19 protein-coding genes and 1 pseudogene are annotated in these 18,660 nt (G+C 45.6%); 10 read left to right on the forward strand and 10 right to left on the reverse strand.

The window, feature by feature from the left end:
• Positions 1 to 215: 215 nt before the first annotated feature.
• The 7 genes from tnpA to BLW34_RS12775 form a co-directional block, all read right to left on the reverse strand.
• A complete protein-coding gene (tnpA, locus tag BLW34_RS12745; RefSeq protein ID WP_090580270.1) occupies positions 216 to 647 on the reverse strand; it encodes an IS200/IS605 family transposase in 432 nt (143 codons plus the stop codon).
• Between the two features lie 196 nt (positions 648 to 843).
• Positions 844 to 1,359 (reverse strand): hypothetical protein, encoded by a 516-nt coding sequence (locus BLW34_RS12750; RefSeq protein WP_143037926.1) that lies wholly within the window; start codon positions 1,357 to 1,359, stop codon positions 844 to 846.
• A 190-nt stretch (positions 1,360 to 1,549) separates the two neighbouring features.
• Positions 1,550 to 5,317: an ATP-dependent RNA helicase HrpA gene (hrpA, locus tag BLW34_RS12755; RefSeq protein ID WP_090580275.1), complete on the reverse strand. Its 3,768-nt coding sequence runs from the start codon at positions 5,315 to 5,317 to the stop codon at positions 1,550 to 1,552.
• Between the two features lie 74 nt (positions 5,318 to 5,391).
• Positions 5,392 to 5,856, reverse strand: coding sequence for a hotdog fold thioesterase (locus tag BLW34_RS12760; RefSeq protein WP_090543581.1), 465 nt, complete (start codon positions 5,854 to 5,856; stop codon positions 5,392 to 5,394).
• Positions 5,857 to 6,127: 271 nt separating this feature from the next.
• Entirely contained in the window at positions 6,128 to 6,628 is a 501-nt protein-coding gene (locus BLW34_RS12765) for a TPM domain-containing protein (protein ID WP_090543583.1), read from the reverse strand.
• Positions 6,628 to 7,488, reverse strand: a complete 861-nt coding sequence (locus tag BLW34_RS12770) for a TPM domain-containing protein (protein WP_090580280.1) — start codon at positions 7,486 to 7,488, stop codon at positions 6,628 to 6,630. The genes BLW34_RS12765 and BLW34_RS12770 overlap by 1 nt, the downstream gene beginning before the upstream one ends.
• 46 nt (positions 7,489 to 7,534) lie before the next feature.
• A complete protein-coding gene (locus BLW34_RS12775) occupies positions 7,535 to 8,140 on the reverse strand; it encodes a LemA family protein (protein WP_090543588.1) in 606 nt (201 codons plus the stop codon).
• A 137-nt stretch (positions 8,141 to 8,277) separates the two neighbouring features.
• Between BLW34_RS12775 and BLW34_RS12780 the strand changes: the two genes are divergently transcribed.
• From BLW34_RS12780 to BLW34_RS17475, 7 genes are all read left to right on the forward strand, one after another.
• Complete coding sequence (locus tag BLW34_RS12780) at positions 8,278 to 8,829, forward strand: GlcG/HbpS family heme-binding protein (protein ID WP_256203794.1); 552 nt, start codon at positions 8,278 to 8,280, stop codon at positions 8,827 to 8,829.
• 324 nt (positions 8,830 to 9,153) lie between these two features.
• Entirely contained in the window at positions 9,154 to 10,326 is a 1,173-nt protein-coding gene (locus tag BLW34_RS12785) for an FAD-dependent monooxygenase (RefSeq protein WP_090580283.1), read from the forward strand.
• 105 nt (positions 10,327 to 10,431) lie between these two features.
• Positions 10,432 to 11,448, forward strand: coding sequence for a tRNA dihydrouridine synthase DusB (dusB, locus tag BLW34_RS12790; RefSeq protein ID WP_090543594.1), 1,017 nt, complete (start codon positions 10,432 to 10,434; stop codon positions 11,446 to 11,448).
• Entirely contained in the window at positions 11,445 to 11,687 is a 243-nt protein-coding gene (locus tag BLW34_RS12795) for a helix-turn-helix domain-containing protein (protein ID WP_090543596.1), read from the forward strand. The genes dusB and BLW34_RS12795 overlap by 4 nt, the downstream gene beginning before the upstream one ends.
• Before the next feature lie 10 nt (positions 11,688 to 11,697).
• Positions 11,698 to 13,257 (forward strand): bifunctional phosphoribosylaminoimidazolecarboxamide formyltransferase/IMP cyclohydrolase, encoded by a 1,560-nt coding sequence (gene purH, locus BLW34_RS12800; protein ID WP_090543598.1) that lies wholly within the window; start codon positions 11,698 to 11,700, stop codon positions 13,255 to 13,257.
• Positions 13,258 to 13,353: 96 nt separating this feature from the next.
• Entirely contained in the window at positions 13,354 to 14,658 is a 1,305-nt protein-coding gene (purD, locus tag BLW34_RS12805; protein ID WP_090580287.1) for a phosphoribosylamine--glycine ligase, read from the forward strand.
• Positions 14,659 to 14,864: 206 nt separating this feature from the next.
• A complete protein-coding gene (locus BLW34_RS17475; RefSeq protein WP_371263942.1) occupies positions 14,865 to 15,095 on the forward strand; it encodes a PP0621 family protein in 231 nt (76 codons plus the stop codon).
• Positions 15,096 to 15,198: 103 nt separating this feature from the next.
• Here the strand turns inward: BLW34_RS17475 and BLW34_RS12810 are convergent, their stop codons facing one another.
• Together BLW34_RS12810 and smpB are read right to left on the reverse strand one after the other, a co-directional pair.
• Entirely contained in the window at positions 15,199 to 16,209 is a 1,011-nt protein-coding gene (locus tag BLW34_RS12810) for a COX15/CtaA family protein (RefSeq protein WP_090580290.1), read from the reverse strand.
• Positions 16,210 to 16,264: 55 nt separating this feature from the next.
• The gene (gene smpB, locus BLW34_RS12815; protein WP_090580293.1) at positions 16,265 to 16,708 is read right to left on the reverse strand and encodes an SsrA-binding protein SmpB; all 444 of its coding nucleotides are present in this window, start codon (positions 16,706 to 16,708) and stop codon (positions 16,265 to 16,267) included.
• A gap of 107 nt (positions 16,709 to 16,815) precedes the next feature.
• Here smpB and BLW34_RS12820 point away from each other — a divergent pair, with 107 nt between their 5' ends.
• Both BLW34_RS12820 and BLW34_RS12825 read left to right on the forward strand, forming a co-directional pair.
• Entirely contained in the window at positions 16,816 to 17,256 is a 441-nt protein-coding gene (locus tag BLW34_RS12820) for a type II toxin-antitoxin system RatA family toxin (RefSeq protein ID WP_090580295.1), read from the forward strand.
• Positions 17,240 to 17,557, forward strand: a complete 318-nt coding sequence (locus BLW34_RS12825; protein WP_090580298.1) for an RnfH family protein — start codon at positions 17,240 to 17,242, stop codon at positions 17,555 to 17,557. The genes BLW34_RS12820 and BLW34_RS12825 overlap by 17 nt, the downstream gene beginning before the upstream one ends.
• Positions 17,558 to 17,783: 226 nt before the next feature.
• Here BLW34_RS12825 and BLW34_RS15740 read toward each other — a convergent pair whose 3' ends face one another.
• Positions 17,784 to 17,990, reverse strand: a complete 207-nt coding sequence (locus tag BLW34_RS15740) for a hypothetical protein (protein WP_143037927.1) — start codon at positions 17,988 to 17,990, stop codon at positions 17,784 to 17,786.
• A gap of 57 nt (positions 17,991 to 18,047) precedes the next feature.
• Between BLW34_RS15740 and BLW34_RS12830 the strand changes: the two are divergent.
• A pseudogene (locus BLW34_RS12830) lies at positions 18,048 to 18,553 on the forward strand (IS5 family transposase); the annotation flags it as partial.
• Positions 18,554 to 18,660: the final 107 nt, after the last annotated feature.

Consider the following 18,660-nt stretch of genomic DNA (forward strand, 5'->3'; position numbering starts at 1 on the left):
GCCTGAATGTATAACCCAGAAAATCAAAGCTCTGATTCGGATATTGCTCGTCTCGGTTTGAGTCCTTGCAGTACACAATCTTAGTTTTCTCCTGGATAGCGCGACACGGAAAAAATGGTTCTGCCGCCACCTGTGACTAAACAACCACCGGCTAAAGCCGGTGGGTTAGAGTTACGGACTGAAAGTCCGGATACGCGTCGACTGAACGACGCGTCTTATTCCGGCTCCATTTCAAAATTATCGTTTGGATTTGGCTCAAAGTGATTCTCCAAGTATTGCTTGATCATCTCTTCTGTCATCTGACCTACTGTCGCGCAGAAATACCCTCGCGCCCAAAAATGCCTTCCCCAGTACTTCTTCTTCAGGTGAGGAAATTCTTCAAACAGATAGCTCGATGTTCGTCCTTTTATCCGTCTCATGATCTCACTCGGAGCCATCTCCGGCGGACAACTCACCAGTATATGCACATGATCCTTACTCACTACACCCTGTACAATTCTGATTTCAAATGCTTCGCACGTCTGACGAACCAGCTCTCGAACACGTTCTGTCACCTCTCCTTTCAGAATCTTATATCGATACTTCGTTACCCATACAAAATGATATTCAATCTGATAAACCGTATGACTTCCATATCTATAATCCATGCCACACCTCCTGTGTGGCATATTCTCGCAGCTAAAGCCGGTGGTTTTAACCTTATGATGGATAATAAAATGCTTCATAATCGAGTCAAGTAAGGCACTCTTGCCAATTCCCAGGTAACTACAAATAGTCGTTGCGCATTGATCTGCTGGACTAACTGTGCTTCGAGTTCAACTATCAATGTATTACGTTTCGCCTCTACTTCATCCTGCCGATCAAACAATTCCCGCCGCAATTTTTGCGCTTCTGCTCAATTTCCCGTTGCTGCTTTTGCCAGTGGAGCTTTTCCTCCAGTGTGGGTGCGGTAGCAGCGGTGCACCGCACTTCCTTGATCTGGCGATCCAGCTCTTTAATTTCATTCTCCAGTCCCACTTTTAAATCATCTGCCCAGGCATCGAGCTTTTGCACTTCTTGCTCAAAATATTTCAGATTGCGGCGGTTGATGTGCTCGGTTAGTCGGTTCTTGCGCTGTGTCAGATCGGCATGCAATACGGCTTGGTCGTTCGGCGTTGTATCGAGCCGAATTTGCTCTTGAGCCGGCAGGCGCAGTAGTTTCTCTGGATCGTCTTCTGGCAAGACGTGGCCATCCTTCGTGATCGCTGACACCACAAGACGTTGCTCTTTGCCACCGAGAGAATTATCGGTGAGCAATTCTACCGCAAGCCAACCGCTTGTGCCGCGCAACGGTCCCGGTCTTGCCCAAGCCAACTTCATCGGCAAGGATAACACCGCGCGACAAAGGATTCTGACAAGGGAAGAGCGCCGCCTCAACTTGGTGGGGATTCAAATCCACTTGAACGTCGGTCAGCGCAGCCGCAAGTTTCTCGACACTGTGTCAGAGGTGCACCACGACGAGTTAGCTCGTGTGCGTAGTAACGGTATGCTGTGGGTTTGCCCTTATCGCTCACTCACGCACCGTTTCCCAGAATTTCTGCAATCGTTTGACGGACACTGGATAAGGCGTTTTCAGTTCCTGAGCGAATAGGGAAATACGCAGTTCTTCGATTTGCCAGCGGAATTCGATCAGATTGGAGTCAATGATGCCGGCTTTGCGGTGTTTTTCCAGGCGCTGTAGGTATTGATTCCATAGTGCCGCGATGCTGGCCGCATGCTGCCCATCGCGCGAGGGATTACCGGCATATTTGTCGAGCCGCAGGACCATGCCTTTCAAATAACGCGTGAGGTGCGGCAGTCGCTCCCATGTAGTCGCATGCAGAAAGCCAGGATAAATCAGGTTATTGAGCTGATCGTTCAGTTCATTCTTGAGACGGGGGTTGCTGATCGTGGTAGCAGCGAGGCGTTGTTTGAGTATCTGGTATTCCTGGGCAATGCTCTGAATAAGTCGGGCAACAGCATCGGTCACGGGGCTGAGACGTAACCGTGCACGCTGTTTCTGTGCGGTAAATTCACTTTCGCTGCGTGGCAGCGGATCATCGCCAATGAAAGCCCGATCGCTGATAGCGTCGAGCATGTCCCGTTTGAGCACCTCAGGATCGATCAGTGTGCTCAACTGTAAAATCGCTTGTTTGTGCCCAGGCAAGTTTTTTTCGAGCTGTTTCATCCTGTCTTTAAGGTCGAAGCTCAGTAATCGCCGTACGCCAGCGCGCATATTGCTTTCGGCCGTTTCACGGGTATCAAACAGGCGAATGGCGACATGGTCTGCCTGATCGACCAAAGCAGGATAACCTGTTATTTGCTTTCCCGCGCGCGTGAACGCGATTTTCTCGGGTAGATCGCCAAAATCCCAGCGCGTGAGCAGGTCGCGCTCGATGCCGGTTTGTTCGGCTGCACCTGATCGGGCAAACGTCAGCTGAGCAGCCTGTCCAAGCTGCGTCTGCAATTGCGCCAGATCGCGGCTCATGGCCAGTTCCTGCCCGACATCGTCGATCACTTTGTAATTCATCTGTAGATGCAGCGGCAAAGGCTTATCGTCCCAGCTATCGAGCGGCACCTTGACGCCTGTTTTGGTCTGGATGAAGCGCGCCAGCGCTTCGGACAGCAGCATGACTTCACCTTGCGTTTCCTGATGTTCCAGAAACCGGGTCACATAGTCAGGCACAGGCACCAGATTCCGCCTGATTTGTTTGGGCAGCGCTTTCAGGTACCAGGTTATTTTTTCCCGCACCAATCCTGGCACCAGACTATCGAACTGGGCGGCATGCAGCTTGTTGAGAAGAGGTAATGGCACCGTGATGGTTACGCCATCCAGCATGTGCCCAGGTTCAAAGCGATAGCTCAAGGGAAACGCATGATCATGAATGCTAAGGGTTTCAGGAAATTGCACTTCGGTAATGCTGCCTGCTGCATGACGCATCAGGTAATCACGCGTGAGATACAGCAGTTGCGGGTTGGTTTCTTCTCCCTGCTTGCGCCATTTCTCAAAAGCTGTCCCGCCATAAATATCTGCCGGGATAATGGCATCGTAAAACGCGAATATCTCCTGCTCATCGACCAGCACATCCTGCCGGCGCGCCTTGTGTTCGAGTTCTTCAATTTCAGCGATCAGCCGGCGATTCTGTTCAAAGAACGGCGCTTGGGTTACGTACTCGCCTGCTACCAGGGCATTGCGGATAAAGATTTCACGTGCTTCTTTAGGATTGATTCTGCCATACGCCACTCGCCGCTTCGGTACGATCGTCAGGCCATAGAGCGTGACGCGTTCATAAGCCGCCACCTGGGCAGGTTGCTTTTCCCAATGAGGGTCAAAATAATGTTTTTTACAAAGCCTGCCAGCAATGTTTTCCAGCCAGGAAGGATCGATGGTGGCTGCGCAGCGCGCATACAGTTTGGCGGTTTCGGTTAGCTCCGCTGCCACAATCCACTTGGGTCTGGCTTTTTTCAGTGTTGAACCCGGAAAAATCGAGAATTTGATGCCGCGCGCACCAAGATATTCGCCCTCACTTTCTGACTTGAAGCCGATGTTGCCGAGCAGGCCAGCCAGCAAGGCGCGGTGAATTTCGTCATAGCTCGCTGGTACCTGGTTTGGCCTGAGCCCCAGTTCCATCACCAGCGTATGTAACTGTCCATGGATTTCACGCCATTCACGCAAGCGGCGATGGGAAAGGAAATTTTCCTGGCACTCGGCGATGAGTTTCTTGTTGGATTTCTTATGCTTAAGCTGTTCATCAAAGAAATCCCACAATTTAAGAAAACCCATAAAATCCGAGCGCTCATCGCGGAAAGGCTCATGCGCGCGGTCGGCTGCTTCCTGCCGCTCAAAGGGCCGGTCGCGCGGGTCTTGCAGACTGAGAGCGGAAGCAATGATGAGCAGTTCGCTCAGGCAATTCTCCTGTTTTGCCGCCAAGACCATGCGGGCGATTTTTGGGTCGATCGGGAACTTGGCGAGCCGCCAGCCGATTGTGGTCAACGCATTGTTGTCATCCACCGCGCCGAGCTCTGCCAGCAGTTGATAACCATCGGCGATCATGCGCGGCAACGGCGGCTGGATAAACGGAAAGTTCTCTACATCGCCGATCTTGAGGGATTTCATGCGCAAAATAACGGCAGCCAGCGAGGAACGCAGGATTTCTGGATCGGTAAATTCCGGGCGCGCCAGATAATCATCCTCCCCATACAGCCGAATACAAATGCCACTCATTACCCGGCCACAACGTCCGGCGCGCTGATTGGCGGAAGCCTGGGAAATTTTCTCGATCAGCAGCTGCTCGACCTTGTTGCGGTAACTGTAACGATTGACGCGCGCCAAGCCGGTATCGATCACGTAGCGGATACCCGGCACAGTCAATGAAGTTTCCGCCACATTGGTCGCCAGCACGATGCGCCTTGCATTACCGGGCTTGAATACGCGCTCCTGCTCGGCAAACGAGAGGCGGGCGAACAATGGCAGGATTTCCACCCCCGCCCCGCCACCCGGACGGCTAAAGGCATGCTTGCGCAAGGATTCAGCGGTTTCCCTGATTTCACGCTCACCGGGTAGAAAGATTAAAGTATCTCCTGCCCCCACGCGCATCAATTCATCGACCGCATCCATGATGGCTTGCTGCAGATCCAGCTCTTCCTCATCATCAGCAGCAGTCAGAGGACGATAGCGCATTTCTACCGGGTACAGCCTGCCGGATACTTCGATCACCGGCGCAGCGTCGAAATGCTGCGAAAAACGCTCGGCATCAATGGTGGCGGAAGTCACGATTAGTTTCAGATCAGGCCGCTTGGACAACAACTGCTTGAGATAGCCCAGCAGGAAATCGATATTGAGGCTGCGTTCATGCGCTTCATCGATAATAATCGTGTCATAGGCGCGCAGCAGTGGATCACCCTGCGTTTCCGCCAGCAGAATGCCATCCGTCATGAGCTTGATATAGGTATCCTTACTCACGCTGTCCGAGAAACGGACTTTATAGCCCACCGCATGACCCAGCGGACTATTAAGCTCAGTTGCGATTCGTATCGCTACGGTGCGAGCGGCGATACGGCGTGGTTGAGTATGTCCGATCAACCCGGCTACCCCACGCCCAAGCTCAAGGCAGATTTTGGGCAGTTGCGTCGTTTTGCCTGAGCCCGTCTCGCCACAGACGATCACTACCTGATTTGCTTGAATGGCGCGCGCAATTTCTTCGCGCTTGCCAACGACAGGCAACTCTTCCGGATAGGTCGGCTTGGGCAGATTGGCTAGACGCCGATCCAGATCAACTCCAGCAGAAGATGGCTTCATGAAAAACGAAATAACAAAACAAGAATAGGAACCAACAGTACGCTTGCAGGACTGAAGAAAACAAAGCTTACCAACTACTTACTAACGATCACCGCTTCTTTCTGATTACTCAGTGTTCCCTGTTCGATAATGGCCACAGTCAATCTGGAAATCGCTACGCGCTTGCCAGTGGCTTCTTCGGTAATATCCGTCTGCCAGACCTGGGTGCGGCGGCCAATGTGTAATGGTGTGCACATCCCGATGACATTGCCTTGCGTGACGGCGCGAATATGGTTGGCGTTGATTTCAAGCCCAACAGCACGATACTTTTCCGGATCGATCGTCATCCAAGCCGAGACGCTACCCAATGTTTCTGACAATACGCAACTCGCGCCGCCGTGCAAAATCCCGAAAGGTTGCGTCGTCCGGTTATCGACCGGCATCCTTGCTTTCAGAAAATCCGGACCCATTTCAACAAAATGTATCCCGATATGCACGCCCATATTGGCATTGCGCAGCCCTTCCAGATAATCGAGTGTGTAATCCTTGAACCAAATCATGCTCACCAGCTCACCTTTAAATTAGATTGTTAAAAAAGTTGTATGCCGCAAACTTCGTGACGGAAGCGCTAAATAATTAGCCGAGCAAGATGATCAGCGCTTCCTAAACTGAATATTATAAAGGCAATGGAATAACAGACATGCTGCTTTGTAGCTAACCCTGCTTCTTGGTTGCATGTAAGAATTTTTAGCATTGTTGATAGGATGCAGGAGAATACTGTAGTTGGGCATCTATAAACGTAGCCGATTAATCTTACCGAATCGCCAGGAGCTACAAAACCACTGGCCTGTCTGGAAGCTCATTTTCTCTTCCCTTCAACTCTGCAGGAAAATGTTTTTTCAGTTGATCATCAATTGCGCCAATTGCAGTCAACACACCTTTTTCAAATTGCCTCTTGCGGAAAGCTGCTTCCATCTCATGGCAAATCCTTTCCCATTCTACATGGCCCACTTTAGCGTATATTCCGCGATCGGCTACAATCTCCACATCATGATCCGCAAGCAGCAAATAAACCAGCACCCCATTGTTATGGTGCGTATCCCATACCCGTAGCAATGAGAAGATATCTATCGCCCGCTCCCGCGCAGATTGTCTTTTCAGCAGAGAGACCAGATTTAGTGAGGCTTCTACCGCAAACAAAATCTCACCATCATGATTCATCTCAGATTGCTTGATAGCCTGCTCAATTCTTGCCAGCGAAGCAGGGGGAAGTGCGCGCTTTACTGCTATTTGGCCGATAAAAAGATGCCGGATTATACGCATAAGACTCATTACCATCTCCCCGAAGCACCCCCACCACCAAAACCGCCCCCTCCCCCACGGAATCCTCCTCCTCCAAAACTGCCGCCACCTGGCCAGCTACTGCGTCCCCCTCGGTAAATCCCCCTACCCGTATTCTCAAATAAGCTCATAACAAAAATTACAATCGCAATAAGAATAGCGATTGCCAGGGAGGAAAAAATCAGCCAGACGATTGAGCCAGCGATGGTTCCCGCGACGGTAGCGCCCATCATGCGCCCAAACATAGCCTGCAATATTTTTCCAAGCACGAGAAACACAAGCAAAATGGGAATAATGTTATCCAGAATAATGCCCAATCCACTTGCTGCGCCTGTGCCACGCCTAGAAGAAGATGGAGGTAGCGGTTCACCTTCGATGACTTTTAAAATATGTTCAATACCCGTCCGCAGTCCAGCAGCAAAATCTCCTTGACGAAACGCTGGAACGATCAATTCATCGATAATCCGTTTTGCGATCGCATCAGGTAATGCGCCTTCCAGTCCATATCCTACTTCGATGCGCAACGTTCTGTCATTCTTGGCAACCAGAAGAAGGACGCCATCATCGACCCCTTTACGCCCAAGCTTCCACGCCTCAGCTACGCGTATTGAGTATTGTTCAATGGTTTCAGGTTGTGTCGTTGGCACGATCAATATGGCTACTTGGCTCCCTTTCTTGGTCTCAAAATCAGTTAACTTTTGTTCCAGTTGAGCAGCTTCACTCTTCGAAAGCGTGTGGGTTAAATCGGTGACGCGAGTTTTAAGTGGTGGAATTGCCACTTCAGCCAAAGAAAACGTGGCGGAAATACACAATATGACCACTATCAGCAGTTTGACACAGGTTTCAATCATTCTGGCAAGCATGCTGCTATTCAGCGCGAACGTAAAACTGTACTTATTATCTAGCTGGCACAGGTGCATCAAAATCAACCTTCGGTGCGATAGAGATTTCTTTTTCGTTCTCAACCGTAAAATTAGGTTTTACCTGGAAATCAAATAGCATTGCTGTAAGGTTGCTCGGAAATGAACGTACGGTCACGTTATATTCCTGAACCGCTTTGATATAGCGATTACGGGCAACGGCAATGCGATTCTCTGTACCTTCCAATTGGGCTTGCAAGTCACGGAAATTGGTATCCGATTTGAGCTGTGGGTAGTTCTCTACCACTATCAGTAAACGTGCAAGCGCACTCGATAATTCTCCCTGAGCACCCTGAAATTTAGTAAAAGCTTCCGGATCATTGATGAGTTCTGGCGTCGCCTGGATACCACTCACTTTCGAACGAGCGTTGGTCACACCCAGCAACACCTCTTTTTCCTGGGCAGCAAAGCCTTTGACCGTATTGACCAGATTTGGGATGAGATCTGCTCGGCGCTGGTATTGATTGACCACCTCAGACCAATTTGCCTTAATCTGCTCATCCGTGGATTGCAAAGTATTGTATCCGCAGCCACTTAAAGCTAGTGTGTAAAGCAATATCAGGTAAACCAGCAGTTTTTGCATAAACATCTCCTGAGAAAAATAGAATGCAAAATAAATAAAAATAATTTAAAAATTAAATCAACGCAACGTATCACTTCACGTAGATACCTTTGAACTTTGAAGTAAGGTAGCCTTGGTAACCTTACTTTACCCATTGCATGAATTTTGGATATACCCAATGGTACAATGCCTTCAATACCCGGGAGAATATTATGTATAGAATAAGTTTTTCTTCATTGCTAATTTTATTGCTGTTCAGCATATTTTCTTTAACAACTCATGCAGGTCAAGTACCAAAACCTTTATTACCACTAACATTGGCAAATAAGATGGTAGCAGCAGCGATGCAACAATGTGAACGTGATGGTTTTCAGGTTTCCATTGCAGTTGTGGATAGAAGTGGTGTGGTACAGGCTCAAGTAAGAATGGATGGCGCCGGTGCGCATACCATCGAAAGCAGTTTTCGCAAGGCTTATACATCTGCCAGCTTGAAATTGCCAACCATGAAAATGGCACAGATTGCTGCCAAAGATCCTGAATTACAAGGCTTGCATCATATGGCCAACAATATTCTTCTACTAGGCGGTGGCTTACCTATCATTATCAATGGTGAGGTGGTAGGTGGAATTGGTGTGGGCGGCGCACCAGGTGCACATTTTGATGAAGTCTGTGCAGAAGCAGGCCTGAAAAGCATCCAGGAAAATAAATAATCTCGCTAGCTCCTGGGAATTTATTTGTTTTTTAAGCTTAAATGATAGTTTGTTTCATTGACGCATCATGGCCACTGCTCCATGCTTAACATGGGTTGTCGCAAAATTGGTTAACAAGCAATACAAAGAGAAAACTCTAGCTGTTAATGAGTATATTTCAATCGCTCGATACATGTTATTTCTCTCTCATCATAACCTGTGCTATCCTCGCTAGCTTCAAATAGATGACGTAAAGTTAGATTACAGGTAAAGACGCTAAATAGTGTTGCTAGCGCTACCTCGAGAAAACAACACGTACTGCATATCACATAATTTGTTATACCCATGGCTGCTGATCACTTTGACGTTATCATAGTAGGGGGTGGACCGGTTGGCATGGCGCTAGCCATTTGCCTGAATCAAAGAAAGGTCTCAACTTTGCTCTTGGAAGCCCAGGGGCTACCTGAACAAGTTCAAGATCCTCGCCCGCTGGCACTTTCGTATGGAAGTCATTTGATTTTGCAAAAATTAGGTGTCTGGGAAACATTGCAGCAAATAACTTTCATCAAAACAATCCATATCTCTAATCGCGGCCATTTTGGTCGTACCCTCTTAACTTCAGAAGAAGCGGGCGTACCGACATTAGGATATGTGGTGAATTACCATGATTTATATCGATCAATGCATCAGTTGCTGCTAGATCATGGTGTTAATTATCAGACTGGCGCCATGGTCTCAAGACTAGCAGCAGGCGCTAAGCAAGCCCAAATTGAATATCAGCAAGCGGAAGAAAATAAACAAGCTACCGCAAAGCTGCTTGTACTGGCCGATGGAGGTCGGCTTGCTGCACAAATTGAAAGTATCAGTTACCATACACATGAATATCAGCAATGGGCGGTTGTTGCCAATGTGGAAACATCTATACCCCAGAATGGGGTAGCGTATGAGCGTTTTACCTCTGATGGGCCAGTAGCGTTATTGCCATCAGGGAACGGTTATGCTCTGGTATGGACTGTTCCTTCCTTATCCGCTAAAGAAATTCTTAGTCTTGATGACTCAACTTTCCTTTTACATCTGCAGCATCACTTTGGTGATCGGCTTGGAAAGTTCGTTAGTTCTGGGGGGCGCTCAGGATTTCCTCTTGCGCTCAAACATGCTTCGCCTACTACGGCCACGCGAACGGTACTTGTAGGTAATGCCGCACAAACGCTACATCCAGTCGCTGGTCAGGGATTTAATCTAGGGTTACGCGATGCTTGGGAATTATTCAATGAGATTAATGGCTTATCATCTTTATCTACGCAAATAGGCACCTCTGAAATGCTGAAAGCTTATGAAAGCAAGCGTCGGATAGATAGAGATGCGGGGAAAATATTTACCCATTCTTTAGCAAAAATATTTACAAGCGATCTTCCCCTGATACAGACTTTCAGTAGCTTGGGACTAAGTGTATTAGATTGTTTACCACCCGTTAAACGATTTGTGGCACGCCGTATGATATTTGGCGTCAGAGGCTAATTTATCGGATAATATGGCGCACTGTTTTTCAATTCTTTTCTTTAAGAAAATTACCTGATCTACCATTAATTTCTCATCACTCCAGTATCGAATTTGAGTCATACCATGCAAATTGGCCCCTATACTCTCAAGAACAAGCTGATAGTCGCACCAATGGCTGGTGTGACAGATCGCCCTTTCCGGCAACTTTGTAAGCGCATGGGTGCTGGCATGGCAGTCTCGGAAATGGTATCAAGCAATTCACTATTATGGGGATCAGAAAAGACGCGTCGACGCGCCAGTCATGAAGGAGAGGTCGCCCCTATTTCCGTACAGATTGCTGGTGCTGATCCCCAAATGATGGCTGATGCAGCGCGTTATAATGCCGATCAAGGCGCACAGATTATCGATATCAATATGGGTTGCCCTGCCAAGAAAATCTGTAATGTCATGGCAGGCTCCGCATTGTTGAAAAATGAAATGCTAGTTGGAAAAATTCTGGATGCCATTACGCATGCCGTAGATATTCCAGTAACCTTAAAAATCCGCACGGGTTGGGATACGCAACATAAAAATGCCGTGACTGTGGCACGTATTGCTGAAAATGCCGGAATACAAGCGCTTGCGATTCATGGACGAACACGTGCCTGTGCCTATCGTGGCGATGCTGAATATGACACCATTGCAGAAGTTAAAGCTTCCACTAAGATACCGGTTATCGCCAATGGTGATATTACTACGCCGGAGAAAGCGAAACAGGTCATTGAATATACTCATGCAGACGCAGTCATGATCGGACGTGCTGCGCAAGGAAGACCGTGGATTTTTCGAGAAATCGATTACTATTTCAGAACGGGTAAATCCCTGCCACCACCAGAGGTTACCGAGATTCATCATGTACTGATTGATCATCTGCATGCTCTTTACAATTTTTATGGAGAATATTCGGGCGTGCGCATCGCGCGCAAGCATATTTCTTGGTATACCAAAGGACTTATCGGTTCCGCTACATTTCGTCATACCATGAATCAGTTACAAACCACTGAAGAGCAATTGGCAGCAACTAACACTTTTTTCTATCAGCTTGCTAATTATGGACAAAGACTCACTTATACCGAAGATGAGGTAGTAATAGCTATATGAATACCTTTAATGATAATGAAATTGCCAGCTGTTTACGTAAATCGATTGAAGCCTATCTCAAGGATTTGGATGGCGAGAGGCCCTGTTCAATCTACGAAATGGTCATCCGTAGTGTCGAGAGGCCATTATTCGAGCTAGCTATGGAATATGCTGGAGGAAATCAAACCAAGGCAGCAGAGCTCCTTGGCATTAATCGAAATACGCTTCGCAATAGATTAGCTAAACAACGGATCAAATAAATTTTGTGAAATGACAATAAAACAAGCATTAATCAGCGTCTCAAATAAAACAGGCATTATTGAACTGGCTAAAAAGTTACACCAATTTGGAATTAATATTATTTCCTCAGGAGGCACGGCCAAATTATTGCAAGAAGCAGGCGTGGCGGTGACAGAAGTCAGTGAATACACAAGTTTTCCTGAAATGCTTGATGGGCGGGTAAAAACACTCCACCCCAAAATTCACGCAGGTATTTTATCCAGAATGGATCTGCCTGAACATCAGCAAGCTATACAAAAAGCTGGAATACCGCCGATTGAATTAGTGATCGTCAACTTATATCCATTTGCTGAAACTATCGCACGAGCTAACTGTACTCTTGAGCAGGCAATTGAAAATATTGATATCGGTGGACCCACCTTAATTCGGGCGGCTGCAAAAAATTATCAGCATGTGACAGTCATCACTGATCCTGATGATTACCCAGTCTTATTGGCTGAAATGGAATCAGGTAGTGGCACAGTAGAGCTAGCACGTCGTTTTCAGTTTGCACAAAAGGCTTTTTCACATACGGCTCGTTATGATAGCGCTATCAGTAACTACCTGACATCGATTGATTCCAGCAATCAACATCGATCATTTCCAGATTGCCTCAATCTTAATTTTAATATCATTCAATCTTTGCGCTATGGTGAAAACCCACACCAGGAAGCCGCTTTTTATCGTGATGCAATCGATCTCCCTGGAAGTCTTGCAAACTATACCCAGTTACAAGGCAAGGAATTATCTTATAACAACATCGCGGATACGGATGCAGCTTGGGAATGTGTAAAAACCTTTGACAGTCCTGCTTGCGTCATTGTCAAACATGCTAACCCCTGTGGGGTTGCTATTGCTGATACACCACTTGCCGCATATAAACTGGCCTTTGCAACTGATCCAACCTCTGCATTTGGCGGTATTATTGCCTTTAACCGTTCCGTTGATGCTGAACTGGCCGAGACAATTCTGAAACAATTTGTCGAGGTCATCATTGCTCCTGAAATTTCACTTGAGGCCAGCAAGATACTGAATCAAAAAGCTAATATCCGTATACTAACAGCTCCGCTCAAAATGCAACCTAATCGTTATGAGTTAAAACGGGTAGGTGGAGGAATATTGGTACAGACACCGGATAGCCTTAATATCACGGAAAATCAGCTCAAAGTAGTTACCCAGGCTCAGCCCACTCCCCAGCAGATTCAAGACTGCCTATTTGCTTGGCGTGTCGCAAAATTTGTCAAATCCAATGCCATCGTATTTTGCGCTCAAGGCCAGACGCTAGGCATTGGCGCCGGTCAAATGAGTCGAATTGATAGCGCACGCATTGCTTCAATTAAAGCTAATCATGCAGGATTAGATTTAATGGGCTCTATTGTTGCCTCAGATGCCTTTTTTCCCTTCCGAGATGGGTTGGATGTTGTCGTTCAGGCAGGTGCTAGGGTCGTTATTCAACCAGGAGGCAGCATTCGAGATGAAGAAGTGATTAAGGCAGCCGATGAGCACGGTATCGTGATGGTCTATACAGGAGTACGGCATTTTAGGCACTAAAGGGGGATTTACAAAAAATTACCCTTCAAATTACCGATATCTTCCTGTCTGACCTTATTAAATATTAGTCGAGTTGCTATTCCTTAGAAATTAAATATGAAATTACTCGTGATCGGAAGCGGCGGTAGAGAACATGCATTAGCTTGGAAATTAAATCAATCTCCACGTGTCCGCAAAGTTTATGTTGCACCAGGTAATGCAGGCACCGCACTCGAGCCAGGATTAGAGAATATTCCTTTCACTGCATTATCTGATCTTGTGGTTTTTGCCCAGAAAGAAAACATTGCGCTAACCATTGTGGGCCCAGAATCCCCTTTAGCCGATGGCATTGTCGATATTTTCCGCACCGCAGGTCTTAAGATCTTTGGACCTACTAAAAAGGCTGCACAACTGGAAGCATCAAAGATTTTTTCTAAAACGTTCATGCAGCGTCATGGTATTCCAACCGCTGCGTATGCAAGCTTTGACAACCCATCTGAAGCTCATCACTATATTGAACAGAAAGAAGCCCCAATTATAATCAAGGCTAATGGTCTGGCGGCAGGAAAAGGTGTTGTTATTGCAACGACCCGCGCAGAAGCCCATGAAGCAATTGATACGATGCTGATAGAAAATAAATTGGGGGAAGCAGGCACTCAAATCTTGGTTGAAGACTACCTTGAAGGAGAAGAAGCTAGTTTCATTGTTATGTCTGATGGCCGGAATGTATTACCACTCGCCACTAGCCAGGATCACAAACGTTTGTTAGATAATGATCAAGGACCGAATACAGGTGGCATGGGTGCTTATTCACCTGCTCAAATAATCTCACCTACACTCCATGCCAAGATTATGCGCGAAATTATCACTCCGACCATTCAGGGTATGGCACGTGATGGCGAACTCTACACCGGTTTTCTTTATGCCGGATTAATGATTACGCCGCAGGGAGAAGTTAAAGTACTGGAATTTAACTGTCGCATGGGTGATCCAGAAACGCAACCTATTATGCTGCGACTGAAAACTGATCTCGCTATATTACTTGAGCACGCAGTTAATCAAACACTGGACAAAGTAGAAATTGAATGGGACCGGCGTACAGCATTGGGTGTTGTCATGGCTGCTGAAGGTTATCCAGGCGTGCCGCGAAAAAATGATGTCATCACTGGTCTAACTGAAATAATGACCAATCAAACATCTCCAGATGAATTTCATATATTTCATTCAGGTACTGTGCTAGGTGACCAAGATAAGAATGAGATCTTAACAGCTGGAGGACGCGTATTGTGTGTAACAGCGTTAGGTGAAAATATCAAACTAGCTCATCACCGCGCTTACGATATCGCAAGCAGGATTCATTTTGAAGGATGCCAGATGAGGCATGATATTGGACATAAAGGAATGGAAAACTACGATAGATAAAAGACTTAAATCTTGAAACTTATACAGATTGCTATCTAGGCGGTTCTTAATTTGTCAAATTAATTCTTAATCCAATCTGGCAGTTTTCCTTTTATTATTTCTTCTCAGAAAATTTAAATTTCTATATGTTTCATATGATTCAACTTAACCTACATTAAGTCTCAATTTATTTAATTCGAATACATCTTTATAAGCATAGGCAAATTGTGATAAGTAAATGGATAATACTGATTATTATTGCGCTATTAATTTACTGGGGTATCAAGAATCTCCAACGAGCGAGCAAACAAACTAGAAAATCAAATAATGAAATCGAAGATATGGTTTGTTGCGCACATTGCGGTCTACATATTCCGAGAAATGAGAGTATTGTTGCAGGAAAAAAATATTTCTGCAGTATCGATCATCAGAAATCACATTTCAAATCAACACAGTAGCTTCATGACTCTCCTATGCCTATTTCTTCATCGTCAAATTATTTTTTGTTATGCTCGCGCTATATCTTGCTGTGTCGAGATCAGATAACCTAGATCAGATGATCTAAGACAATTTACGATTAGCCCAGAGCGCAGCAGTGAACAATAACATGGCGCCTGCCTGATGGGCTGCGGCAAGGGGTACGGGCACGACCAACAATAAAGTCGCAATCCCCAGACTGATTTGGACTGCCAGCATCATTAAAAGAAGATGACATGCCAATCGTTCAGAACTGGAAAGCGAGTATTTTCTCGCCTTGAACCAGAAAAGAGGCACAAGAAATACCAACAACCAGGCGATCATTCGGTGATCAAACTGGACTGTTGCCATGTTCTCAAAGAAATTACGATACCATGGCTCCAGTACGAATAAGTCTGTTGGAATCAAGTAGCCATCCATCAACGGGAAGGTATTGTAAGCCAAACCAGCATGAATTCCGGCAACGAGACCACCAGACAATACCATGATAAAAATAAGCGTTGTAATCGATAAAGAAAATCGACGCAAACTTTGCGTTGCTCTGTCTCGCTGAAGACTATTCTCAGATGACAATAATCCTGTTGCCACCCAGAACATGGCTGCATAAATAACGAAGGCAAGCCCCAAGTGTGCCGTTAAGCGATATTGACTGACATAAATATTGTCCACCAAACCGCTCATCACCATATACCAGCCCATTAAGCCTTGCAGGCCACCTAATGCGAAAATACCCAGTAATTTAAGACCAAGTAGGCGATTAACTTGTTTACGAATAACAAAATAAATAAAAGGAATAAAATACACTATTCCAATGGCACGCCCCAATAATCGATGAAAATACTCCCACCAGAAAATTCCCTTGAATTCATCCAAGGTCATCCCCTTATTAACCTCTTCGTACTGCGGGATTTGACGATATTTCTCTAGCAATACCTCCCAATCTTCCTGACTAAGGGGGGGAATCGTTCCAATAAGTGGTTGCCACTCAACAATGGACAAACCAGAGCCGGTGAGTCGTGTCACACCTCCAACAACTACCATGGCAAATACAAGGGCGCAACAAATAAATAACCAGATCGCGATGGGTTTTTGCATAATGATCAAATCAAAAATAAATCGAATTCAATGGGTACCGGGATAAAGCAACTCATTAGCGAGCACGTAGCAAACGCTGCTTGTCACGCTCCCATTCTTTACGTTTTTCAGTTTCCCGTTTATCGTATTGTTTTTTACCTTTAGCAAGACCTATTTCAAGTTTAATTCTACCTGTTTTATAATGCATATCGAGAGGCACAAGGGTATATCCAGCACGCTCAACTTTACCAATAAGCCTTTTTATCTCTTCTGCATGTAGCAGTAGTTTGCGTGTACGTAATGGATCAGGATTGATATGGGTCGAAGCGGTGGGTAAAGGACTTATGTGACTACCAATAAGATATAATTCACTACTGCGAATGATAACATAGGCTTCTTTTAATTGTACTCGTCCCGCACGAATCGCTTTGACTTCCCAACCTTCCAGAACAATGCCTGCTTCGAACTTTTCCTCGATAAAATAATCATGGAAGGCTTTTTTATTTTGAGCAATACTCATCTGGGAATATGACAGGAATAAAGGCAAATAAATAGATTTAAGAAATTATATTTAGTTTATCAGTTTTCCAGCTTAAGCTCAGACGAAAACAAAGGATTAATAATCTTATGGCAGAAATAGAAAAATCAGTACTAGTTGGCTACTCAGCAGGTCAAATGTTTAGATTAGTTGATACCGTTGAAAATTATCCAGAATTTCTGCCTTGGTGTGATGGGGCATCGGTTAAGCTTCAAAGTGATGAAATTGCGCATGCAACAGTCCATATTAATTATCATCACATTAAGCATAGCTTTACTACAGAGAATAAACGCTATCCTCCTGAGCTGATTGAAATGAATTTATTAGATGGACCATTTGAGCGTCTAGATGGTCATTGGCGTTTTACCCCTTTATCAGAAAATGCTTGCAAAATAGAATTTCGCTTACATTATACGTTTTCTCATAAGTTGTTAGAAAAATTGATAGGACCCGTGTTTTATATGATTGCCAATAGTTTTGTAGAAGCTTTCGTAGAACGCGCTGAAGCAATTTATGGAACACACGACTGAACATATTGAAGTAGAAGTAGCATATGCACTCCCCCATCGTCAATTTATTAAGCGGTTTGATGTACCCATTGGAACAACGATCGAGCAGGCTATTACCTTATCGGGAATTAAGGATATTTTTACTGAGATTAATCTGGAAATACAAAAATCCGGTATTTTCGGTAAATTAGCCAAGCTAGAAACTATTTTACAAAATGGCGACCGAATCGAGATCTATCGTCCCCTCCTTCTTGATCCAAAGGAAAAAAGAAGAAAGCGTTTAGAAGAAAAGATCGCAAAAAAAAATCCATTCAATAATTAACAGTCACAACATCACACTGTTTCAACTAGCTTTTTTCTGACACATATTTCTTAATACCATTATTTGTGCCATCATTAGAAAAAATTAACAGCCAGATAAATCTGTGATAACCCAATTTTAAATTACCAAGCAATCACCGCCACATCCTCTTTTGTAACCGCTAAATCAATCAGATCTTCAGCTACTTGACGACGCCCTATGAACGTGCCCGCTGCGTTTGAAAAGGCTACCCTGTTGGACATAATTCTGGAAGCCAGCTCTGTGCTAATGTCAAAGAACGAGCAGTGGCAATAGCGGCAAGCAATGAGACTGCAGCTTGCGGATCAGCAGTAAATGTTTTCGGCTTCTTTGACTTGCTGCGACCATGATTGGATTTCATGTTCTGGATAGGAAATGCCCAAGGTCTGTTGACGTTTTGAGATAAGTATTTCATAGATAGAAACAAACTCGTATATTGAGGTTCCCGCACCACCAACAAAACGAGTTTGTGATGCCCCGATTGATGCTCAGTAATGCGTTCTGGTCGAAGCTAGAGAAGATTCTGCTTCAAGAAACCATTTATAACAAGTGCAATTTGCGCATGACAGTAGAAGGTATGTTGTATCGAATGCGGGTTGGTTGCCCGTGGCGAGACTTGCCGAAGGCTTTTGGGTGCTGGAATTCCATCTACAAAAGATTCAATGCGTGGTCATCCACTAAAAAGTGGGGCAGGATTTTCAAGGCGCTGACCATTGACTCGGATTGGGAATGGGAATTTATTGATGGCGGCTACGTTAAGGTACATCAGCATAGTTCGGGAACGGTAGGTCAAGAAGCCGCAAGCCATCGGGAAAAGCCGTGCGGGGAATACCACGAAGATCCATTTGGTCGTTGATAGTTTATGGCTTGCCAGTTGAGTTTGAAATCACCGGCGGAGAAGTCAATGACTGTTCTGCAGCACCCGATTTGATTGCCAGGTTACCTGACGCGGAAGTGATTATTGCAGATAAAGGCTATGCAGTGAGTATATAGTCGGTCCTGCAAAATGCCTAAGATCCTCATGAATTCTCCGTTTCAGGGAAGAAATTCACTTCCTAAACTCTCAAGAATTCATAATATCCGCA

Origin of the sequence: Nitrosomonas sp. Nm58, assembly GCF_900107335.1 — a bacterium.
In the GTDB taxonomy this organism is placed as follows: Bacteria; Pseudomonadota; Gammaproteobacteria; order Burkholderiales; family Nitrosomonadaceae; genus Nitrosomonas.